This is a genomic window from Ferranicluibacter rubi (assembly GCF_011603255.1).
GTDB lineage: Bacteria > Pseudomonadota > Alphaproteobacteria > Rhizobiales > Rhizobiaceae > Ferranicluibacter > Ferranicluibacter rubi.
This window is the reverse complement of sequence record NZ_JAANCM010000024.1, coordinates 1-20,869: the sequence shown is the minus strand read 5'-3', so window position 1 is coordinate 20,869 and position 20,869 is coordinate 1. Positions and strand designations below refer to the sequence as shown.

Genomic DNA, 20,869 nt, shown 5'->3' with positions numbered 1-20,869 from the left:
TAAAGTGAACTTGATATTAACTTTGAACTTGTACAGTAATGTCCATTATGAATGAACAGGCGACGCCAAAGCTAAAGTACCTTATACAATCGGTTCCGCCGGGCTTCATCGTCGATGCGGCCTGGACGGCACGCCATGCGATCTCACGGCAATCCATATCGGCGTATATCAAACAGGGTTGGCTCGAGCGGATCGCGACAGGCGTCTACCGACGCCCATTTTCGGCAAGAGAAACGACGCAGGCCGTCACGGGCTGGAAAATCCCCCTGTTATCCGCGCAATGGATCATGGGACATGCATTCCACGTTGGAGGTCTGACCGCGCTCGGATTGCGTGGCCATACCCACTACCTGCAGCTCGGCGGCGATACGCGCGTCTACCTCTACGGCTCCGATATCCCTGACTGGCTCATGACATTGACAACCGATGCCAGGTTCGTCCGACGAGGTCATGGACTGTTCCCCGACAAGAACAACGGCGTAGAGAACAGCGAATTCAGCCTGTCTGATGATCCAGATGAGGAACTGGCCATGAGCCCGTGGCGATGGCCTATCAAAATGTCATCGGCAGAGCGGGCAATACTTGAGGTTCTCGATGAACTTCCGAAGAACGAGAGCTTTCACAACATCGACATGGTGTTTGAGGGAATGGTCAATCTGCGCCCGAAATTGCTGACTGCGCTGTTGACCCAGTGCCGCAGCGTAAAGGTGAAACGCCTGTTCTTCGTCTATGCCGACAAGCACGCGCATGCGTGGCTCAAGCATATCGACAGATCGCAGATCGATATGGGACGGGGCGATCGAGCACTCGTTCCAGGCGGAAGGCTCCACCCGATTTATCGCGTAACGGTCCCTGCCGACCTGCTGCCAAAGGAGAATGTCGATGGCGCGTGATCGCTATATGCGGCAGGTCGAACTGCTCGTCCGGACGTTGCCCTATATCGCGCGGCAGGATGTCTTCGCTCTCAAGGGGGGAACGGCCATCAACCTATTCTACAGGGATATGCCTCGCTTGTCGGTCGATATCGATCTCACCTACCTTCCCATCGAGGATCGGGAAACAACGCTCAGCGGTATCGACGCCGCGCTTGACCGCATTCGCGACGACCTGCTGAAAAACCTGCGCGGCGTCGATGTCCAGCGTATCGCTGGAGGTGGCAACAACGACACGCGCGTGCTCGTCCGGCAGGGTACGACCGAAATCAAGATCGAGACCTCGCCGGTCGCGCGTGGAACGGTGCATCCTCCGGAACTGCGGGCGATCACGGATGGCGTGGCCGAGGCGTTCGGCTTTGCCGAAATGCAGGTCGTGTCCTTCGAGGATCTGTTTGGTGGCAAGCTTCATGCCGCCGTGGACCGCCAGCACCCGCGCGATCTCTTCGACGTGAAGCTGCTCTACGACAATGAAGGGCTCACTGACGCGTTGTTTCGGACCTTCCTCATCTATGTCGCAAGCTCCGGCCGCCCGCCGCATGAGCTGATCAATCCGTCATTGTCCGAACTCGAAGAAGCCTTCGTGAAAGAATTCGAAGGCATGACCATCGAGCCTGTCAGCCTGATTGAGCTCAAAGACGCAAGAACTCGGCTGACAGATGACCTTCGAACCCGCCTCGATGATAAAGCGATGCGGTTCCTGCTCTCTCTCCATGACACGGAGCCGGATTTCGACGCCATCGGGTTGCCGCAGGCAGCGGCACTACCGGCAGTTCGGTGGAAGTTGCTCAATCTTACAAAGCTGAAGCAGCAGAACCCCGATAAACACGCCATGCAGCGAGGGGAGATTGAGAATATGTTTGCTTGAGCCCACTGCATTCTCAAGCTCGGCGGGCCGCAGGCTTCTTACTCAGGTGTTGACCCAACGCAGCTGACACTTTGTGAAACGACGGAACGCTCGCTGGTAAGTCATGCGATACGCACCACTTGCAGGCGCGCGCAAAGCCTGGAGCAAAACATAGAAGAGCATCGGAGCTTTCAGCATCGCGCCGGCCGAACAGGTCGGGAAAGCGGGAATTCTCGACACGGTTCGCCCGGAAAACGGGAAGCCGCAGGAGCCTTAGCATCGCGCCGCAAAGCGGAAGGCGGGACCGACTACCCCCGGAAGAACCGTTCCATTTCAGTCTGTCGCGAAGGCGGAGCCAACGTCCGAGTTTCACGACACAGTCCGTGACAACGATCTACTCTTTCCTATCGATTAGATGTTTAGTCCCGGCATTTGATGGATTGGATGAATCGTGAATCTTTCCGGCTCTGTTGTCCAGATTTTGCAGATGAATTCATATGGTGTGAGACCTCGCAGCGTCTTCAGCCGGCGGCCGAAATTGTATGCATCGATAAAGTCAGCCATGCGCTGTCGTAGTTGATCGTGGTCGTCGTAGTGGAAGCGTTTTACCGTCGCATCCTTGAGTGTGCAATTCATCCTCTCGACCTGGCCATTGGTCCGTGGGTGGCGGGGCTTGGTCAGCCGGTGCTCTATATCAAGATCAGAGCAAGCCATCTCGAAAGAATGGCAGCGAAAGGGCACGTTATCCCTGCGCATGGCTTTGATGTCTTCAGGTGTCCAACCATCGCCAGTAGGGTCGGTGAAATGGGTTCCATTGTCAGTAAGCACGGTGTGGATCTTGTACGGTACAGCTACGGCCAGAGCACGTAGGAAGTTCCCGGCGACGCGTCGGGTTGCCTTCTCGACCAAATGAACAACGGCAAATTTGGACGTTCTATCAATGGCTACGAAGAGATAGAGCCTGCCTTGTACCGTATGCACCTCGGCAATGTCGACGTGGAAATAGCCGATAGGGTAGCTCTTGAACTTCTTCTTCGGACGCTTGTCGCCTTCGACATTGGGGAGCCGAGAAATACCATGGCGCTGAAGGCATCGATGCAACGATGAGCGTGTCAGGTGCGGGATCGTCGGCTGGAGGGCGTAGAGGCAATCATCGAGAGGGAGCAACGTGTGCCTGCGGAAAGCGACAATGACCGCTTCCTGCTCCATCGAGAGAACTGTCGAGTGCGGCTCTTTCGGCCCTGTCGGCAGATCAGCCAGGGACGCTCTCTTCTTCCATTTGGCGACAGTCTTCTGATTGATCCCGTACCGTCTGGAAAGCGACCTCAGGCTCTCTTGACTACTTTGTATTGCTCGACGGACTGCCTCGGTCGTCGTGGCGCTCCCATGCAAAACCTGGCCCATAGTGCCTCCCTCCATTCCGTGGACAAGATTGCACCATCAAAGTCCGGGATCAAACATCTAATAGTGGGTTATCATGCGTATCGGCATCGCGACCCCCCGCCGGTTCACACTAATTGAAATAGAAAGCGTAGGCCGCGAAATTCCCCTCAAAGATATTGGTAATCTGGTTCCACTCGCCGCTACTCATGGCTTTGCCATCCTGCAGGTAGGGTAACGCAGCCGGTCCCGTTACCCAGAGCACAAGGTCGAAAGGCTTAGGCTCTGTGAAAATTCTTGCAAGGTTGATGCCCTTGTCGAAGCGCCAGTGCGGGACAAGGATCTTGCCATTGAGGGCGGCTTCAAACTGCGAGAGGACTGCGAGCCATGCTTGAATGCGTTCAGGCGTGACGTTAAAGGACGGCAGAACCCCGCTCTTTTGTTTTGGCCCCGGCAACCATTCATGATCGTCATCGGTTTCCTTGTCGATGAGTGCCCAGGTATCCCGGTTGAGTACAATGACCTTCTTCAGGTGATCGCGCACTTCGCCCCACATTGCCGTGTCGGTAACCGGCCAGCGGATCGTATGAATAAGCGTGACGAAGTCGGCGATGTCATCAGCTTGCGCCTTATTGACGCCGAACGTCGTCATGTCATCCGCGCCTTTGCCATTGGCCACCGACAATGTCGAGACGGCCCGTGGGAAGATGACACCGAAACTCCCGTTCCAGCTTTCGGAAAAATCATGGGACAGCCACGCCTTGGCAGCAGCCATCAGCAAATTGTCGTAGCCTTGCAGCCATTTGGCGTCGGCAGTGTCAAAACCGACGACGAAAGGCAGCGCCCCACCTTTCTCGTCCAGATTGGAAAAGGCCCGCCCAATGTGATCTTCCGGCCCGACCCTGCCGTCGCCATTCCAGTCAAAGCGCGCGACGGAGAGGTCGACTTTCAATTTTGCCGGCTTTTCACCGACGGCTGCAAGAGCCTTGTCGGCGGCATCCAGATCTTCAATGAAGGCAGCAAGAATGCCGCGAAACTGGTCGTATGTGATTGCCTCGGGATTTTCGTTTCGGGCAATTTCGCCGGAGCCCCGGCCTAGAAACATCTCATAACCGTCGGACTTGGAGCCAAAGCCATAGCGGTACAGCGACTGAGATAGTTTTTCGAATGCACGGGCCGATCGCACCAGACCGAGCCCCAACTGTGCGTCAGCGTTGTTAGGAGCCGCGGCAGCTGTGGACAACATCTGCTCGTCTGCCTCACTAAGGCGTCCATTGGCCAGATATTTTTGAAACAGCTCAGTTACGGCACCGTCTGCGCGCGCTGGAGAAGATTGGTATAAACACGCGAAGCTCGCCACGATTACGATAGAAATAAGTTTTTTCACGACGATTTTCCGCTGTTATGACCTCTGAGGGCCTTGTTGTGTCAGATCGGACATTTGTTGAATTCTGCCGCCGGACGCAAACCTTCCCTAATACCTGCGAGGCCGGTATCGCGGACTTTCCGATCGTCTGCGGCAGGGCGTGCCGCCAGTAACCGGCGCTCCGCGATTGTCACCGAATGAAATTCAGGGCTTGGTCTGTTCGGAAGGCGCTGTCTCAACCAAGGGAGCCGCCTCGTCCGAAGGCGCTGCCTCGTCAGTGGCCGGTGCGTCCGGCCCCTTGATTTGTTGGCCGTTGACGCTGACCGAGCCGTCGCCGGCGACCGCTACGTCCCAACGCTGCGCGCCATCGGGGTCGGCCTTGGCAAAACCCTTGATCATCATCAATCCGAAGGAGGCATTGTTCAGATCCGGATTGCTCTTTGCCAGTTCCTGCACAGCCGCGATCGTCTTGTCGTAGTCGCGCGCCACGATCGATGCGTTCACCCTGTAGTCTTTTTGCGTGTCGACGCGGCCTTCCATCTCCCCGGATACCTCGATGTTATAGACGCTAGACTCCGCGCTGACCTTCGGAAAATCAACCTTCAGGATGCCGCCCGGAAAAAGCTTCGCGGCGGCCTGTTGTCCCGCCTTCCTGCTGTCGCCCGTTGACGTGGTGAAATCCGTCTTCATGAACTCGTCGCCAAGGGCTGCGAAATCCATGCCCGGGACGCCGAACTGAATATCGAGTGCTTGAGGCAGGAAGGCGGTGTAACCCTCAGGAACCAGCACGCTGTCTAGCGTCAAGTCGCCAGCATCCATCGCCACGCCAACCCGCGTCGCGTTGCTCGGCCCATCGACCGTGAAGTGATAGCCAAAGGACTTGGCGCCGCCGCTTCCGACGGCGCTGGTGACGGCGAGGTTGTTGAGTCTGATGGTTTCCTCAAGCGAGCTCAGCAGCGGAAAGGCTTTGCCGAGCATGTCCTTGAACTTGGTCTCGCTCTCCTTGGTGAGATGCTTCTGCTCGACGTGATCGAGCACGAACAGGACCATTTCCTTCAAGTCCTTGGCTGCAACGCCTTTGACCTTGGCATCGAAATCCAGGCTGTCTGCCGAGATCTGGATCGGCGGCATTTCCTTGCCGCTGACCTGCTCCACAAAGGTGCTGAGCTTGCCGTTGGCAGCAAAATCCAGGCGACCGGCAGTGGCGCTTTCGGCAGAGGTCAACTTGTAGATCATGTCGCCGAAGCTGGCCTTGACCACCTCGGTATCGGTGGATGAGATAAATTTCAGTTCCTTGGCACTGAAATCACCGGAGCGGAAGTAGCTGATTGCCGGGTCGAAGACCGAGTTAAACACCATGTTGGCAACCGAATAGGTGAAGTCCGAGCGCTTCTTGTCAGGCCCGATGAAATGCCCCGTGACATTGAGGTTGTTGTTGCCTTCCAGATCCCAGAGCCCGTTGTCCTGCGGTGTGGCGAACATTTTGAAGGGTTTTAGGCCCTTGATGTCGAAATCCGTTTTCTTGATCTGCGCCAGGAGTTTGGAGAAGTCATAGCCGATCTCGTAGCGCGATCCGGCCGGCGTGACCGTAACGGGCGCACGCTTGGCGATGTCCTTGGGCAGCAGGTGATTGAGAGTGTCACGGATGTTGTTGGCCCCGTCCTGGCTAATATCTGCCGCGGACGCCCCCGTGGCAAAAGCCATAATAATCGCGGTCGTCGCCGTGATAAGCCTATGACGCATCTCGATAAATCTCCCTTGGCCGCATAAAGGCGGGCATGTGTGATTGCCGTAGCTCCGATGTCAAGCCTGCAAGCCGCCTTAAACCAATTCGAACCGGCGGCACCATGCAGGCCCAGAAGTCAAGATCTTGGGTTCGTGAACCAATCAGCGTCTTATTAGGAACAATCATATCCCTGGCGAACCGCGGCTGTGGGCGTTAAAGATGAACGATCACAACCGGATGTGGATCAGACATGCGCCTTCCTCTTGCTTTGATTGTCTTTTCCTTCGGAACCGGTGTTGCGCATTCGGCTGAGGCGGTTACCTACGTCGGCTCCATCGGGTCTCTGCCAGTCATCCTTGAATTGGCGTCGCCGGGTGCCGATGGTTTGCGGGCCGGACGCTATGCCTATCTTGCCAAAGGCGGTGACATCCCTTTGCATGGCATGAAGGTCAAGGATCCTGACGCCATGCTACTTTCCGAAGAAAAGCCTTGTACCGAAAAGCTCTGCAAAACCGCCGATGGTGACGTCATCGATGTTGCGCCTATCGCCGCTGAATGGAACTTGAAAACTGAAGGCAGCGGCGAACGACTTTTGGGGACATGGCGGGACAAAGAGAGTGGCAAGACGCTGCAGGTCAAGCTCGTCAAGAAGGGCAAGCGGACGATATCCGATAGCGAACCAGACCTGCTCGCTGCTCTCGACCCAAGCTACGCGCTCACCGGGACCGACCAGCCGATGGTGCTGAGCAAAGACAGCTTGCCCTACGACTTCCTGAAGATGGATCGCCCTTTCAAACAAGGCGTCACGACCAATCTTGGCGACAGAAGCTACCGCATGGATGAAGACAGCCGAACCGGACTTTCTTATCCGGTTGTCCTTTCGATTGGAAAAGTCGATCCGGCACCGATCAACCGCTACCTGGCGCAACAGCGCCTGCAGCTTGCCTTGTCCGCCTTTTCCTGCATGGCAAGAGCCTATCTTGGCTTCGGCTGGTCGGGACAGGATGCGGAAGGTACCAGCGGATATGACGGCGGTGGATCTGTAACGGTTGAACATCTGACTTCGCGCCTAGTCGGTATTGCAGAGGGTGGCAGCTATTGGTGCGGTGGCGCTCATCCCAGTAATTTCGGGGATCATCGTCTCGCCGATGCGCGAACGGGCAAGGCACTCGTGCCGGAAACCCTGCTGCGCGGCTGGACCGCAACCAACGGAGACGGAACTGTGGTCGATCCTTCTACGGTCGCGGACCCCTCCTTGCTAAGCTTTGGCCCGAGCGAGAGCCTGATCCAGTTCATTCTTAAAAACCGCGAGAAATTCGATGACGAGACGGAGAAAGGGTGTGGGTATGAAGACCTCATCCGGAGCAGTCTCGCAGTCTACTTCACCACCAGTGACCTCGTTTTCACCCTGCAGGGCCTGCCACACGTCATATTCGCCTGCACCGACGATCTCCTGACGGTTCCCCTCAAAGATGCTCGTCCGCTCCTTACAGAGGAGGGTGCCGGATATTTCGAGGTTCTGGATCTCTGAAGTTATGTCATCTGGGGCGGCCGGATCATGTTGAGAGACAACAATATTCGGACACTGTGTGCAGAAACAAGACCTGGAAATTGCTTGGCTTTGATCTGAACCTGACGGTCTTGAAGGGAATTGAACTGTCGACCCTGTGCCGGGAACGGCCAGCACTTCCCGGCAATGCATCAAGGGAAAGAGACCGTGCTCAGCCTGAGGTCGTTGATGACAGCGGCGAGCCCTGGTGCGCCGATCAACGGCACTACGCGGGCCGGTGCCAGCTTGGGGACTGCACGCCTAAAGACAGCGATATTTGTGTGGCCGTTCAGGCGAGATGGATAAATGATGCCATCAGGAAGTGACGGGTGCTCGTGGAATGCCAGCGACCAGGAGCGCGCAAGGCTCTGAAGCGAGGATTTTGCCACGTCAGTTGGAACCCCCATCCTGATCGCGTGGTCGTCGCGCAGGTCGACAAGGCTGAGGTCTGCGGTCGTCTCGACCTCAGCGTCGCGTCGCGCGTAGATCTCCTTTTCATCGATCGGAAGATCGCCGACAAGACCATCGCAGCGATCACGCAGAACCGCCTCAAGGAAGCAGACATTGAGTGTTTCGCCCAGATAAAGAACGCCGAAGCGCTTTGTTGCATCACGTCGGCGCGGGTCGCTGAAACGGCTTGGCGTTTTTCCAAATCCCAACGGGTCCGGAAAAACGCTTGCGTAAATTCGGCCAAAGCGACGCCCTGAAGGAATCGTTTCAATATCGAGCGGCTGACGCTCGAAACCGGCAGGCGGTTTGATACCAGCCATTTAGCGGAAGTCACCGTGGGCAATGCCCTCGGCTGCGGCGATCACGTCGCCATCCTGGCCCGCTTCAGGGCGTCGAGCCCGGTGCGACCGTCAAGCGCACTGTGGGGCGAAACAAGGAAGCGGTAAACGGCCCAGGCACCCGCCAGGATCTCGTGCAATTTTGGAAGCGCTGCAGAGGCTCGGCCATCCCGGTCAATCTGCCAGGCCGGGAAACGGAACCCTCGCTTGGCGCCACCCAGGCCGAGCACCTGGCCGTTTTGACGCTTTGTATTGACCGTGACACGGGAAACGCCAAGAAGATCTGAAAAGGCGTCGGCGCTGAGCATATCGTCTTCGATGAGGATCTCTGTAACACGGCGATGGCCGCGCTCTCGTGCGGAGGACAAGGCTGCCGTCAATTCGTCGTCCGGTTCCCCAGCCTCTTCGACCGGAAACGCACTGTCGCCAACCAGCGGGTCTTCCTCAACGATCGAAATTGTCTGCGCTCCCGCGCGCGGATGCACGACGACGCGGAAACTCACCTGATGGCCAGCCTTCTGGCTCAGTTGCACTGCCTTGGTATAGTGATTGAGCAACGCTTTTTCGAAATCGGCTTTGCGGGGCAGCTTCATCGATAGCGCGATATTTGGAGTTTCGCTTGCTGAAGTTTTCGTGGCGGGCATGACAATCCACCTTTTGAAGGCAAAATAGCCAGTCGCTGTCAACTCGCCAAGCTCGTTAAGTTCGTAAAGACAATCTCCCGAGTTATCCAACCCTGTGTGTTTCACACAGAGCCTACACGCCTTGAAGGGATACAAATCAGCGACCCTCCGTACGAGGCGATTTCAACAAGAAAGCCACGCTCTCATATTCGGCGCATCTTTAGTGCTTCTGTAATGGGCCTTTGTTCGTCAATTCCCTCTGAATGATTATCCCGTCGCCGGGATCATGCTTCTGTCCGTGGTCAGCACGAAGACCGCCACACCATGCCATCAGATCCAGAACCTGCAGATCAATCTAGGAAGCGTGGTTTGCCGAAGCATTCACAGCACTACACACGATCTTGCCAAGCAACCATCTCCGAGGCGGCGGATCACAGGGGAACATGTTCACCTACAGCGAGTTGTCCGGCATTCACGAATTCGTGAATCGCAGGAGAACCCGGCATGACGACACCTATTTCCACAAACCTAACTCATGACACTCTACAACGCGTCGATCCTGATGTGACGGCGGGCTTTCATAAGGTCTCGTGGGGATCGATCTTCGCAGGCGTGGTCATCGCCTTGGCTGTTCAATTCCTGCTGAACCTTCTCGGTATGGGGATCGGGGCCGCGGTTCTCGATCTAGCGACGTCCGACAATCCGGCCCCCGGCACTTTTTCGATCGCTGGCGGCATCTGGTTTGTCGTCGCGGGCATCGTCTCCGCCTTTATCGGCGGTTACGTCGCCAGCCGCCTGTCTGGCCGTCCCAGCAACTCGACAGGAGGTTATCATGGTCTGACGTCCTGGGCTGTGACGACTCTTGTCGTGCTGTATCTGCTGACGACGTCTGTTGGCGCGATCATCGGCGGCGCTTTCAGCGGCCTGACGAGCGTCATCGGAGGTGTTGGCCAAACAGCTGCAACGGCCGCAGGTGTTGCAGCACCGTCAATCGCAAACTCCGCCAACCCTATGGCAGGCATCGAGCAGCAGGTTCGCAGTTCGACCGGCAACGACCCGCAGGCCCTTCAGGACGCGGCTGTTTCAGCCGTACAAGCGGTGATGACGGGCGATGAGGCGACGGCGGAAGACGCCCGGGTTCGTGCGGCAGAAGCGGTTGCCCGCGCACAGAATATCCCCGTCGAGCAGGCCCGAACAGAGGTCGATCGGTATGAAAAATCCTACCGTGAGATTGTGGCGGCAGCCAAGCAGCAGGCCATTGACGCGGCACAGGCTGCCACGGCTGCCGTATCCGTTGGCGCTATTCTAGCATTCGTAGCGCTGGTTCTTGGCGCAATCGCTTCCTGGTTCGGCGGCATAACAGGTACGAAACGTAGGGGCTTCGTAGAAACGCAACCCACGCGCCGAACCATCTAACATCAGACCGGAATTGTCCGCGTCGATAATTATCTAATGGAGATTTCCAACATGGCTTCTACCAAAACACTCGACGAGCTCTTCCACGACACTCTCAAGGACGTCTACTTCGCCGAGCGTAAAATCGTAGAGACGCTTCCGAAGATGCACGAGGCCGCCACGAACGGTCAGCTGAAGGCAGCATTCGAGAAACACTTGTCTGAGACGCAGGTCCATGTCGAACGCCTGGAACAGGTATTCAAGATCATCGGCAAGGCTCCAGAACCCAAAACCTGCGACGCCATCCTCGGCATTACAAAGGAAGGCGCCGAGATCATGGAGGAATATGAGGGTTCGCCTGCTCTTGACGCTGGACTGCTTGCAGCCGCACAAGCCGTCGAACATTACGAGATGTCGCGCTATGGCACCCTTCGCACCTGGGCACTGGAGCTCGGGCTCAACGACGCCGCCGGGCTTCTTCAGACGACGCTCGATGAAGAACAGGCCACCGACCTGACCCTTACGTCCATTGCTACCTCCGTCGTCAACCAGAACGCTGAACGCTAAACGTCGGCAGGCGAAATTGAAAAGGGCCGCCCACAGCGGCCCTTTTCCCATTTACTGTCAGATGAGAAACCACCTTGGCCGACTTGAAGACGCCAAGCCCGAAGCTGGAGAATGACTATCTTTTGCCCGTTGGAAAGAGGCTGTCTTAGCTCGATGACAACATCGTAAGCAACACGGCATGGGATGACGAGCCGGCTGAAGCCGCTGGTTTTTTTTAGGAAGAACGTGCCAAGATGCTCATCAATCACGAACGTACGGAGGTGGAGACCCTCGTCAAGGATGTCATCGGCACGGTTTTCTAAATGCTCGACGACGCTTTTCGGATTGGAGAGGACATCCAGGCGAAGGACTACATGGGCACCGTCGAAGGCTTCAGCCTCCGATCGGTGAAGCTCTTTGGCTATCGGTGACCCGTCTATACACTTCCGTTCGGAGAACTCAGGGCTGTCCAGAACATGAGCCGCGACTGGGTCATCGACAAGTTCCGGACCACCGTCGGCGTCGACACCAATCTGGAGTAGGCCCGCAAGATTACCAAGCGGATCGGGGCGGAGCTGCAAGACGACCCGGAGCTGGGAAGCCAGTTCATCCAGCCGCTGAGAATAAAGGGTATCGAGGCGTTCGGGGACTACGGCATCGTGCTGATTTTCCCGATGACGACCGTTCCCGGACCGAAGAACTTCATGCGCAGGAAGAGGTACGCGATGATAAGCGAGGTGTTCCGGACCGAGGGGATCGCGTTCGCGCAACCAACGGTCCAGGTCGGGGATGACGGCCGGCATTCGGGAGCTGTCGCGGCGGCTGCAAGGCACCCCTCGTCCATCCTGATGGGACGCGACGGTTCCGTTATGCATCAACAGTCCGGGGTTGAGGACGACCTCGCGGTGGGAGCGCGGATCGCTATGGCGCTATCCGTCAGGATGCCCGGTCCTGCTTCTCGGTCGACTGTGCAGGATGACGGCGGATGTGCCGCCGGCCTTTGCGAAGTCCTGCGGGAGCGACACTCAAACCACCATCGTAGAAGTGGCTGGCGCTTGAGACAGCAGGTCACCAAGGATAGCCAAGCTCCGCTTCAGTTCCTCGACGGAACCCGCAGCACCTAGACCGATCCTGACCGCCTCGGGAGCGCTCGATATCGCGAAGGCATCGCTGGCAACAACGCCAACCCCGACTGAACGCAGCCTCGACACCAATTCCCCTCGTGTCCAAGGTTTCTGTACGGGAAGCCATGCGTGGAAACCTCCAGTAGACGCGGCGGCATTGTGAGGCAGTGTCGCCCGCAACACCTGCAGCCTTGTTGCACACTCTCTCATTATCTCGTCTCGCACTTCATCAGCCATTCCTGTCTCGATCCACCGCGAAGCGATCGCGCTGGTGAGTGGCGAGACGAGGGATGCCGAGGCCCTGATAGCGTTGGCGACCCTGAGGGACCGACCTTCCGGCACAGCGACGTAGGCGACGCGCAGCGCCGGCGACAGGCATTTCGACAGACTGGCGACATGAAAGACAGTCTCCGGTGCTATCGCTGCAAGGGGTGTGGGCGCATCGGGAACCAGTGCGCCGTAAGCATCGTCCTCGATTACTGGAATATCATACGCGCGCGCTACGTTAATCAGTTCACGGCGACGGTGGAGGGGCATGGTCCTTGTCGTTGGGTTGTGAAGCGTCGGCATACAGTAAAGCGCCTTTGGCCGTGCGGCTTTACAGGCCTCTTCGAACGCTGTCGGGAGCAGGCCGTGATTGTCCATCTCCAAGGGCGCGAGCTTTAGACGCAGATGCGACGCGACGGATCGGAAACCTGGATAGGTCAGTTGCTCCACGCACACCGTATCGCCAGGCTCGGTAAGTACGCCAAGCACCGCATGAAGCGCCCCTTGAGCGCCGGCGGCTACGAGGACGCGTTCCGATGTGACACCCGGAAGCCTCCGAGACAGCCAACCCGTCGCAACGACGCGATCGCTCATGATGCCTCCCGGCTCCTGATAGCGCATCAGCAGATCGAGGCCCTGATCCTCCAGATCTCTCGCCGCCTCCCACATTCTGCGTGTGAGAGAGCTGTTCTGAAAACGCGGCGGCAAGTTCATGCTCATATCGACCAAGCCAGAAGGCTGTACAACGCGCGAGAGCGTGCTTCGCCGTGCCTTCACATACGTCCCCTGACCGACCTTCCCTTCAATCAAGCCGCGGCTCTGAGCTTCCGCATAACCGCGGCTCACCGTTGTGAAATCGATATCCAGGTCTTCCGCCAGTCTTCGCTGCGTTGGAAGGCGCGTACCTTCGGCAAGTTGTCCGCTGGCGATATCGGCGGCCAGTGCGTCGGCAATCGCTAGATAGATCGGGCCATCCTTTGTGCTCAGCTTCGGTGACCATGTTTTCGCAGTCATAAACGCCCCCTACATCCAATCAATAGAAAACTATATGGATATTATATGCTCGCCGCAACGGCCGTTATGAATAACGATATAGCCCTGACAAAGTTGGAAAGTGTTTTAGCGGCCGGCCAACAGAAGCATAGGGGGTCATTTTAACACATGTATAGCGTCGTGCTGGCTCATTTAATCCCCTGCAGTACCAAAGAGCGGGCGCGCGGATCGAGTGCGACAATTCGCGCGTCGCCATATTGATAGGATTATTGTATGTAGATTCAATACATATAATCTCCGACATTGAAAGGCTTGAGAGATGACAACCCAGCCGCAGCCACTCTCACCAATGAAGACGGGTGTCCGGGGACTTTGCCCCCGATGTGGTCAGGGACACCTCTTTGAGGGGTTTATGAAGCTGAAGCTGAAATGTGAGGCCTGTGGTCTGGACAACGGATTTGCTGATCCTGCCACTGGCACGGCATTCTTCGTGAACTGCTTCACGTTCATTCTGGTCGCCGTTGTCGTCTCCGCCTGGATCGAGATCGCCATGAGCCCTTCATTGTGGGTGCACATCCTTGTTTCTCTACCCATCGTTCTGATGGCTTGCGTACTGCCGTTGCGTCCGTTGAAGGGGTGGCTCGTAAACAGCCAGTTCTTCTACAAAACCAGGAGAGGCAAGATTCCGTCGGGATATGCAGCGCCTGAGACGGCAACTCCAGGCGCGGACAAGGTTTGAACGGACATGGTTTGCCGTATCCATCCGGTCGATCACTAGATGCAGAAAGGATTGATCGATGACCAGCCAATGGCCTCCACTTCGTCCCCTCAAGACAGGTATCCGAGGGCTTTGCCCCCGGTGCGGGCGGGGACACCTCTTCGAAGGCTTCCTGACATTGAAACCGGCATGCGAAGTCTGCGGTCTCGACTACAGTTTCGCTGATCCGGCTGACGGGCCAGCGTTCTTCGTCATCTGCTTTACATGTGTGCCAGCGGTCGCAGTCGCCTGCTGGATCGAGGTCACTTTCAATCCTTCACCCTTGTTGCATCTCTTCACCTCATTGCCCCTAACACTTCTTGCCTGCCTTCTGCCGCTCCGCCCGCTGAAGGGATGGCTCGTCAACAGCCAGTTCTTCTACAAGGCCGAGGAAGGAAAGATTGATAGGGACTACGTCAGGCCGAAGACCGTGCCCCCAGACGCTGATCGGGAGTGAGGCATCCTGACTTTGAACATCGGAGAGATGTAGCGGTATGAGTGGACGGGACGACGCGCTGCTCCCTCCGGCCGCCTTGGAAGAACGCTTCAGCATGATCGAAGTGCCCTGAGATCGTCAGATACCCTGGGCCTCGCAACAGACACCTGCTAACGACCGCTTGGAAAAAAAATGTGGGATTGGGTCCCGATAGTTTTCGTCACGTTCAAGGTCCTCGCACTAGGCTTGGCCATGTTCTTCGCCATCAAGTGGCACTACGACCAGAGCAAGAAAGGGGAGAGGCGCGCGGCTCTACGCACCGGAGCGATAATGGCCGCGGCCTTCCTGCTGGCGCTCGTAGCCGTGATGCTCTTAGCTATCGGCCTCAGCCGGACGCTGGGTTTGGACCTGAGCCTTCCGTGACGAACGACACGCTTCGCATGTGGATGTCCTAAACCTTCGACGGAGTGGTCCCTACTTCAGCGATCAACCAAGCGACCAGAGCGGCGATCGCAGGGCTTTTCCGGTAACTCTGCCATACGAGGTAGAAATTGGCAGGCCCCTGCAACGAGCCGTCAAGAACACGGTCCAACCTTCCCTCATCGAGGTCCCTCTCGACGAATTCCCTGTTGGTCAGGGCTATGCCCCGCCCCGCAATGGCAGCTTCGATCGCGTGCGAGGTCTGCGAAAAGCTGATCCCTTCGAACGTAGTATCCGTCGAACCACCCAGACGTTCGATGAACTCGGGGCAAAATTATGATCGTGTCCCATGGAGTGGTGTAGCTGGATTTCATAGCCATCGGTGATTTCCGGTAGGGTCGGGTTGCTTAGAACCAACCTGAAGGACTCCACCGATGACCGACGACATGATGAACCTGCGCTCACTCGTTGAGAAGAGCGCCGACGCCGATTTGCTGCGCGAGATGATCGGCTTTGCTGCCGAGAAACTGATGGCGCTGGAGGTTGGCACGAAGACTGGTGCGGGCTATGGCGAGAAGAATGGCTTTCGACTTGCCCAGCGCAACGGCTACCGCGACCGGGACTGGGAGACACGGGCGGGCACCGTCGAGCTGCGCATTCCCAAGCTTCGCACCGGCAGCTATTTCCCGAGCTTTCTTGAACCACGCCGGATGGCGGAGAAGGCTCTGACGGCGGTTATTCAGGAAGCCTATATCCAGGGCGTTTCGACCCGCTCGGTTGATGACCTCGTCAAGGCGATGGGCATGTCGGGCATTTCCAAGAGCCAGGTCTCCCGGCTGTGCGAGGAGATCGACGAGAAGGTGAAGGCCTTTCTCGACCGGCCCATCGAGGGCGAATGGCCCTATCTCTGGATTGACGCGACCTACCTGAAGGTCCGGCGCGGCGGTCGCATCGTCTCTGTTGCAGTCATCATCGCCGTCGGCGTCAACACCGACGGTCGACGCGAAGTGCTCGGCATGGAAGTCGGCACGTCCGAAGCCGAGGCGATCTGGACGGAATTCCTGCGCAAGCTGACCAGGCGGGGTCTGCGTGGCGTGAAGCTCGTCGTCTCAGATGCGCATGAGGGCATCAAGGCCGCAGTATCGAAGGTGCTTTCCGCCACCTGGCAGCGCTGCAGGGTGCACTTCATGCGCAATGCATTGGCTCATGCGGGAAAGAGCGGCCGGCGCGTCGTCTCCGCCTTCATCGCCACGGCCTTCGCCCAGGACACAGCGGAGGCGGCAAGCGCCCAGTGGCGCAACGTCGCCGACCAGATCAGGCCGAAGGTGCCGAAGCTCGCCACCCTTATGGACAGCGCCGAGCAGGACGTGCTCGCCTACATGACCTTTCCCAAACAGCATTGGGCCAAGCTTCATTCGACCAACCCGATCGAGCGATTGAACGGTGAGATCAAGCGGCGGACAGAGGTCGTCGGCATCTTCCCCAACGACGACGCCATCGTCAGGCTCGTCGGCGCGCTGCTGCTCGAACAGAACGATGAATGGGCCGTCCAGCGATCTCGCTATATGACCCTTGAGACAATCGCTACGATGAGCGATGATCCACTCATCAGCCTGCCAGCAGCAAGCTGACACTCATCCGGCCCTCCGGGATGAGCCGTGGCCGTCTAAGCTACACCACTCCATGGGACACGATCAAAATTATGGGCGTCGTGGAGTAGCGTGTGTTCGGCGAGTTCTTCGGCGGACCGAAGCGGCATCCGCTTTGTCAGCAGCGCACATGCCCCTGCCCATAACGATAGCCGCGTGTGAAACGGCGCATTGCCGCCTCCCTTGCAAGAGCATGACTCGCTCCGACCACTTTGCGCAGCGCATCGAGGACCGTCCTTGCGTCGTTCGACGCTGCGAACTGGGCAAGACGGGGACTCATCGGTCTAAGCTCACTTTCGGAATAGGCGCGCGATGCTCAACGGATGGCGGTCATGCCGTAATGTAGCACGATTGCCCTCTGCACCGGTGGTCACGCCAGCCACGTGGCATAGTCGGAAACCAGCAGCCGGAACGGCTGTTCGTCCTCCTCAATGCCGGAAAACCGCGTCACCCGCGGGTCTTCGAAGATATTGTCGGTCGCATCATCGTTGACGGTGGACACTTCGGCGACGAAGACATCGCTCTCTTCCGCCCAGAACGCGTGCCAGTCGCCGGGAGACAACGTCACGCTTTCTCCTGGCTGCAGCCGCAGTCTGGCACCCGGCGGCAAGACGGCCTCGATGCCGTCACATCGCACCGAAGTGCCCTCAGAACGATCACACGATCCATTCCTGCCACCGAACAGTTCGACCACCAGTGTCCCGCCGCCGCGATTGATGATGTCTTCGGTTTTCAGGATATGCGTGTGGCTCGGCGTCACCTGGTCAAGACGCGAGATCATCGCCTTTTCAGCATAGAGCATTCCGCCGCCGCGCTTCAGGTCGGCCAAACAACCGTTGCGGGTCGTGAACAGCAGCAAACCTGTCTTCGCGAAGTCTCCCATGCCGAAATCGGTGATGTCCCAACCGAGTCCAGATCGGGTGATATTGGTGATCTCATCCTTACGGGCTTGCATTTCGGCAGGCGTCCAGTTCGAAAAAGGCGGCAGAATATAGCCGAAGGAAGCCATGAAGGCCTGCGCCTCTCGCAGAATACGATTGATGTCGCTTCTCAGCAATTCGTTGGTCATGATAAAGGTCCTTCTGCCTTGTCTCAGCGCACGCCAATGCCGGCCGTCAGGCCGCCGTCGATCCGGTGATCCGTTCCGGTGATGAAGCCGGCCTTGTCGGAGGCAAGAAATGCGACCAGATCGGCAATTTCCCCTGGCTCACCGATGCGGCCGAGGGGGTGGGCGGTGCCAAAGCGCTGGAACACGGCCTCGATATCCGCATCCGGACCTTCGAAGGTGCGCGCCGCCAGTTCGAGGATCGGCGTGCGCACGGAACCCGGGCTGACGGAGACCACCCGGATCTGATCGGCCGCAAAGTCCAGCGCCATGGCGCGGGTCATCGAATGGATCGCGCCTTTTGAGGCGACATAGGCCGAAACGCCGCTCTGGCAGGCGTGTCCCTGGACGCTCGACATGTTGACGATCACGCCGCTGCCGCGCTTGCGCATCTCCGGAACGCCGAATTGTGCCGTTAGATGGATCGAACCGACATTGACGGCCATGCAGCGCATGAAGATGTCGAACGGTGTCTCCGTTGCGTTGCCATAGGGGTGCACTGCCGCCGAATTGACGATCACATCAATGCCTCCGCCCAATGCGGCGACCTTTTCGAAAGCGACACGCACGGCTTCAGGATCGGACACATCCGTGTCCAGCACCAGAACGTCGAGCCTCTCGGCAGCCGCAAGCCCGGACAGGTCCTTGTTGGCTGCAACGTCGATCCCGAGCGCAAAGACGCGTGCGCCGCTGCGCGCTAGATTAAGTGCCACGGCGCGGCCGATGCCGGTCGTGCCGGTTACGACAGCAATCTTGTCAGTAAATTCACCCACAATCTCGGCCCCCTTATTTTCTCTTCGGATCTCGTGACACGACGGCGTTCGGAATGAATACCAGACCTGCACTCAAATGCCGGTCCATATGGTAGGAAAAGCCGATCCGATCCTTGTTGCGCAGAGCCTCGATGATTGCCTGATGCTCACCGAACACGCTCTTCAGGGTCGAGCGCCTCGACTTGCCTGCCATCATCAACCTCTGGATCACCGGCTTGAGCATGCCATAGGTTTCTGTCAGCGTCCGATTTCCGGCAGCCGTCACCAGCAGCATGTGGAACTTGAAATCGATTTCGGAGGCAGCCTCGGCATTGCTGGCCGTCAGGATCGCAGAATTGACCGTCTCGATCTCGCCCAGCTTCTCAGCTGTCAGATGCACGGCCAGAAGATCGAAAAGGTTCAATTCCGTCAGCCGACGGTATCCTTGAATATCCTGAAATGCGTCGGTCGACACATCCATTGCGAAGGCGAAGAGGTCGCGCATCGCATTGTGATGCTGGTCGGTCAGGACTGCCCCGAGCTTCTGGCGTGACTCGGCGATGCCGTAAGCCTTCAGCGTACGAAAGGCTTCACGCACGGTGTTGCGACTGGAGGCGAACATCTCCGCAAGCTCGACCTCGCTCGGCAGAACATCGCCCACACCCAAGCCGCGCTCGCGGATCAAGCCCCTGATCTGACCGACGACCTCATCGACGGCTGACGCCTTGCTGTCCTGATCCGGCATTTTCACCACACTCCTCGTCCAATTTCAAAGGCATAATATGTTGGCCTTATTTTTGCAAATCCATTTATATCTTGCCAGTTTCGAAGCAGAATGCATTTATTGTCCAACATTAAGGATGGAGACGTTGATGCTAGAGAGCTGGCGGTGGTTCGGAAACAGCGATCCGGTCACTTTGTCACATGCGCGCCAAGCGGGTGCCCACGGCGTCGTGACCGCGCTGCACCATATCTATGACGGCCGCGCGTGGAGCGTCGATGACATCCTCGACCACAAGGCAACGATCGAACGCGCCGGCATGGCCTGGTCCGTCTGCGAATCCATTCCGGTGAACTCGGCGATCAAACTGCGCAACGAGAAGTGGCGGCAGTATGTCGATAGCTGGAAGGACAGCTTGGCCAATCTCGGTCATGCCGGTATTCCTGTCGTCTGCTATAACTTCATGCCGGTGGTCGACTGGACGCGCACGAACCTGCGCTACCCAACAGCGGCCGGCGGTCTTGCGCTGCGCTTCGACATGGCCGATTTTGCCGCCTATGACCTTTTCGTGCTGAAACGCCGCGCCGCCGAAGAGAACTACCAGCCCGCGTTGATCGAAACGGCGCGCCAGCGGTTCGAGGCCATGTCGGATGAGAAGATCCAGACACTCGAGACCAACATCATCGCCGGGCTTCCCGGCAAGGAAGGCACCCATACGCGCGAAGGCATCCGCGCACAGATCGCCAGCTTCGATGATCTGTCATCGGACGATATGCGCGCCAATCTCCTTGAGTTCCTCACGGAAATCGTTCCGGTAGCGGCGGAGTACGGCGTCCGTCTCGGCATTCACCCCGACGACCCGCCTTTCTCGCTGTTCGGCCTGCCGCGCATCGTCTCAGATGCGGATGATATCGCGACCATCCTCGGTGCTGTCAATCATGACGCCAACGGCATCACGCTCTGCGCCGGCTCTTACGGGTCGCGCGCCGGCAATGATCTGACGGAGATGGCGACGCGGTTCGCCAGCCGGGTCCATTTTGCCCATCTTCGCAACGTCAGGAAGGAAGCCGACGGCTCCTTCATCGAATCCGACCATCTCGATGGCGACGTCAACATGGTGTCGCTGGTCGCGGCACTTCGCCACGAAGAAAGGCGTCGTGAGGCGGAAGGGCGCGCAGACAGCGTCATTCCATTCCGGCCAGATCACGGACACCTCCTGATCGACGACCAGAACCGGACAGTGAATCCGGGCTATTCCTGCATTGGCCGACTGAAGGGTCTGGCTGAACTTCGCGGCGTTATCGCCGCCGTCGATCAACTCGAACACGGAATTGGCGCCTGAAGCGGCGCTAAACGGCGGAGATAACTAGGGTCCGGACTCACAACCACCAGATGACGGTAGCTGCGAGTGCGATTGCGCCCATGAAGTTTCTGATGTTGCGGTCGAAGCGAGTTGCGATGCGACGCCAGTCCTTAAGGCGACAGAACATACG

19 protein-coding genes and 3 pseudogenes are annotated in these 20,869 nt (G+C 57.8%); 11 read left to right on the top strand and 11 right to left on the bottom strand.

The window, feature by feature from the left end:
• Positions 1-38: 38 nt before the first annotated feature.
• Both G8E10_RS25090 and G8E10_RS25085 read left to right on the top strand, forming a co-directional pair.
• Positions 39-893: a type IV toxin-antitoxin system AbiEi family antitoxin domain-containing protein gene (locus G8E10_RS25090; protein WP_425530880.1), complete on the top strand. Its 855-nt coding sequence runs from the start codon at positions 39-41 to the stop codon at positions 891-893.
• Positions 883-1,800: a nucleotidyl transferase AbiEii/AbiGii toxin family protein gene (locus G8E10_RS25085; protein WP_110808045.1), complete on the top strand. Its 918-nt coding sequence runs from the start codon at positions 883-885 to the stop codon at positions 1,798-1,800. Before G8E10_RS25090 ends, G8E10_RS25085 begins: the two co-directional genes overlap by 11 nt.
• A 390-nt stretch (positions 1,801-2,190) precedes the next feature.
• Here the strand turns inward: G8E10_RS25085 and G8E10_RS25080 are convergent, their stop codons facing one another.
• From G8E10_RS25080 to G8E10_RS25070, 3 genes are all read right to left on the bottom strand, one after another.
• Positions 2,191-3,183, bottom strand: a complete 993-nt coding sequence (locus G8E10_RS25080; RefSeq protein ID WP_167131146.1) for an IS481 family transposase — start codon at positions 3,181-3,183, stop codon at positions 2,191-2,193.
• Positions 3,184-3,292: 109 nt separating this feature from the next.
• The gene (locus G8E10_RS25075; RefSeq protein WP_245423299.1) at positions 3,293-4,546 is read right to left on the bottom strand and encodes a hypothetical protein; all 1,254 of its coding nucleotides are present in this window, start codon (positions 4,544-4,546) and stop codon (positions 3,293-3,295) included.
• A 183-nt stretch (positions 4,547-4,729) separates the two neighbouring features.
• A complete protein-coding gene (locus tag G8E10_RS25070; RefSeq protein WP_167131144.1) occupies positions 4,730-6,268 on the bottom strand; it encodes a hypothetical protein in 1,539 nt (512 codons plus the stop codon).
• Positions 6,269-6,501: 233 nt separating this feature from the next.
• Here G8E10_RS25070 and G8E10_RS25065 point away from each other — a divergent pair, with 233 nt between their 5' ends.
• Positions 6,502-7,782: a hypothetical protein gene (locus tag G8E10_RS25065; RefSeq protein ID WP_167131142.1), complete on the top strand. Its 1,281-nt coding sequence runs from the start codon at positions 6,502-6,504 to the stop codon at positions 7,780-7,782.
• Positions 7,783-7,952: 170 nt separating this feature from the next.
• On the opposite strand, the gene G8E10_RS25060 is transcribed toward G8E10_RS25065, so the two are convergent.
• Together G8E10_RS25060 and G8E10_RS25055 are read right to left on the bottom strand one after the other, a co-directional pair.
• Positions 7,953-8,570, bottom strand: coding sequence for an RES family NAD+ phosphorylase (locus G8E10_RS25060; protein ID WP_167131140.1), 618 nt, complete (start codon positions 8,568-8,570; stop codon positions 7,953-7,955).
• Positions 8,571-9,232, bottom strand: a pseudogene (locus G8E10_RS25055) (XRE family transcriptional regulator).
• Between the two features lie 483 nt (positions 9,233-9,715).
• Between G8E10_RS25055 and G8E10_RS25050 the strand changes: the two are divergent.
• The 3 genes and pseudogenes from G8E10_RS25050 to G8E10_RS26195 form a co-directional block, all read left to right on the top strand.
• Positions 9,716-10,627 carry a PhnA-like protein gene (locus G8E10_RS25050; RefSeq protein WP_167131138.1) on the top strand — a complete coding sequence of 304 codons (912 nt, stop codon included), beginning with the start codon at positions 9,716-9,718 and terminating at the stop codon, positions 10,625-10,627.
• 51 nt (positions 10,628-10,678) lie between these two features.
• The gene (locus G8E10_RS25045; RefSeq protein ID WP_110802815.1) at positions 10,679-11,173 is read left to right on the top strand and encodes a YciE/YciF ferroxidase family protein; all 495 of its coding nucleotides are present in this window, start codon (positions 10,679-10,681) and stop codon (positions 11,171-11,173) included.
• 263 nt (positions 11,174-11,436) lie between these two features.
• A pseudogene (locus G8E10_RS26195) lies at positions 11,437-11,976 on the top strand (mechanosensitive ion channel family protein); the annotation flags it as partial.
• Between the two features lie 201 nt (positions 11,977-12,177).
• Here the strand turns inward: G8E10_RS26195 and G8E10_RS25035 are convergent.
• Complete coding sequence (locus G8E10_RS25035; RefSeq protein ID WP_167131134.1) at positions 12,178-13,557, bottom strand: aminotransferase-like domain-containing protein; 1,380 nt, start codon at positions 13,555-13,557, stop codon at positions 12,178-12,180.
• 298 nt (positions 13,558-13,855) lie between these two features.
• Here G8E10_RS25035 and G8E10_RS25030 point away from each other — a divergent pair, with 298 nt between their 5' ends.
• From G8E10_RS25030 to G8E10_RS25020, 3 genes are all read left to right on the top strand, one after another.
• Entirely contained in the window at positions 13,856-14,275 is a 420-nt protein-coding gene (locus G8E10_RS25030; RefSeq protein ID WP_110802734.1) for a DUF983 domain-containing protein, read from the top strand.
• Positions 14,276-14,333: 58 nt separating this feature from the next.
• A complete protein-coding gene (locus G8E10_RS25025) occupies positions 14,334-14,750 on the top strand; it encodes a DUF983 domain-containing protein (RefSeq protein ID WP_110802733.1) in 417 nt (138 codons plus the stop codon).
• A gap of 171 nt (positions 14,751-14,921) precedes the next feature.
• Positions 14,922-15,152, top strand: a complete 231-nt coding sequence (locus G8E10_RS25020; RefSeq protein WP_110802732.1) for a hypothetical protein — start codon at positions 14,922-14,924, stop codon at positions 15,150-15,152.
• A gap of 28 nt (positions 15,153-15,180) precedes the next feature.
• Here the strand turns inward: G8E10_RS25020 and G8E10_RS26385 are convergent, their stop codons facing one another.
• Positions 15,181-15,459, bottom strand: a complete 279-nt coding sequence (locus G8E10_RS26385) for a LysR substrate-binding domain-containing protein (protein ID WP_425530881.1) — start codon at positions 15,457-15,459, stop codon at positions 15,181-15,183.
• A 124-nt stretch (positions 15,460-15,583) separates the two neighbouring features.
• Here G8E10_RS26385 and G8E10_RS25010 point away from each other — a divergent pair, with 124 nt between their 5' ends.
• Positions 15,584-16,780 carry an IS256 family transposase gene (locus G8E10_RS25010; RefSeq protein ID WP_132714143.1) on the top strand — a complete coding sequence of 399 codons (1,197 nt, stop codon included), beginning with the start codon at positions 15,584-15,586 and terminating at the stop codon, positions 16,778-16,780.
• Between the two features lie 388 nt (positions 16,781-17,168).
• On the opposite strand, the gene G8E10_RS25005 is transcribed toward G8E10_RS25010, so the two are convergent.
• From G8E10_RS25005 to G8E10_RS24995, 3 genes are read right to left on the bottom strand one after another with little or no spacing between them, the layout of a single operon-like run.
• Positions 17,169-17,855: a D-lyxose/D-mannose family sugar isomerase gene (locus tag G8E10_RS25005; RefSeq protein ID WP_167131148.1), complete on the bottom strand. Its 687-nt coding sequence runs from the start codon at positions 17,853-17,855 to the stop codon at positions 17,169-17,171.
• A 35-nt stretch (positions 17,856-17,890) separates the two neighbouring features.
• The gene (locus G8E10_RS25000; protein WP_110802731.1) at positions 17,891-18,676 is read right to left on the bottom strand and encodes an SDR family NAD(P)-dependent oxidoreductase; all 786 of its coding nucleotides are present in this window, start codon (positions 18,674-18,676) and stop codon (positions 17,891-17,893) included.
• Between the two features lie 13 nt (positions 18,677-18,689).
• Positions 18,690-19,400 carry a FadR/GntR family transcriptional regulator gene (locus G8E10_RS24995; RefSeq protein WP_110802730.1) on the bottom strand — a complete coding sequence of 237 codons (711 nt, stop codon included), beginning with the start codon at positions 19,398-19,400 and terminating at the stop codon, positions 18,690-18,692.
• Positions 19,401-19,527: 127 nt separating this feature from the next.
• Here G8E10_RS24995 and uxuA point away from each other — a divergent pair, with 127 nt between their 5' ends.
• Positions 19,528-20,718, top strand: a complete 1,191-nt coding sequence (gene uxuA, locus G8E10_RS24990; RefSeq protein WP_110802729.1) for a mannonate dehydratase — start codon at positions 19,528-19,530, stop codon at positions 20,716-20,718.
• 37 nt (positions 20,719-20,755) lie between these two features.
• Here uxuA and G8E10_RS24985 read toward each other — a convergent pair.
• Positions 20,756-20,869: pseudogene (locus G8E10_RS24985) on the bottom strand (IS5/IS1182 family transposase); the annotation flags it as partial.

Bases quoted from the DNA above. Each gene is read 5' to 3' on its own strand.
- G8E10_RS25010 (WP_132714143.1), top strand. From the start codon at position 15,584: ATGACCGACGACATGATGAACCTGCGCTCACTCGTTGAGAAGAGCGCC.
- G8E10_RS24995 (WP_110802730.1), bottom strand. From the start codon at position 19,400: ATGCCGGATCAGGACAGCAAGGCGTCAGCCGTCGATGAGGTCGTCGGT.
- G8E10_RS25065 (WP_167131142.1), top strand. From the start codon at position 6,502: ATGCGCCTTCCTCTTGCTTTGATTGTCTTTTCCTTCGGAACCGGTGTT.
- G8E10_RS25025 (WP_110802733.1), top strand. From the start codon at position 14,334: ATGACCAGCCAATGGCCTCCACTTCGTCCCCTCAAGACAGGTATCCGA.
- G8E10_RS25020 (WP_110802732.1), top strand. From the start codon at position 14,922: ATGTGGGATTGGGTCCCGATAGTTTTCGTCACGTTCAAGGTCCTCGCA.
- G8E10_RS25060 (WP_167131140.1), bottom strand. From the start codon at position 8,570: ATGGCTGGTATCAAACCGCCTGCCGGTTTCGAGCGTCAGCCGCTCGAT.
- uxuA (WP_110802729.1), top strand. From the start codon at position 19,528: ATGCTAGAGAGCTGGCGGTGGTTCGGAAACAGCGATCCGGTCACTTTG.
- G8E10_RS25030 (WP_110802734.1), top strand. From the start codon at position 13,856: ATGACAACCCAGCCGCAGCCACTCTCACCAATGAAGACGGGTGTCCGG.
- G8E10_RS25080 (WP_167131146.1), bottom strand. From the start codon at position 3,183: ATGGGCCAGGTTTTGCATGGGAGCGCCACGACGACCGAGGCAGTCCGT.
- G8E10_RS25035 (WP_167131134.1), bottom strand. From the start codon at position 13,557: ATGACTGCGAAAACATGGTCACCGAAGCTGAGCACAAAGGATGGCCCG.
- G8E10_RS25090 (WP_425530880.1), top strand. From the start codon at position 39: ATGTCCATTATGAATGAACAGGCGACGCCAAAGCTAAAGTACCTTATA.
- G8E10_RS25050 (WP_167131138.1), top strand. From the start codon at position 9,716: ATGACGACACCTATTTCCACAAACCTAACTCATGACACTCTACAACGC.
- G8E10_RS25045 (WP_110802815.1), top strand. From the start codon at position 10,679: ATGGCTTCTACCAAAACACTCGACGAGCTCTTCCACGACACTCTCAAG.
- G8E10_RS25085 (WP_110808045.1), top strand. From the start codon at position 883: ATGGCGCGTGATCGCTATATGCGGCAGGTCGAACTGCTCGTCCGGACG.
- G8E10_RS25070 (WP_167131144.1), bottom strand. From the start codon at position 6,268: ATGCGTCATAGGCTTATCACGGCGACGACCGCGATTATTATGGCTTTT.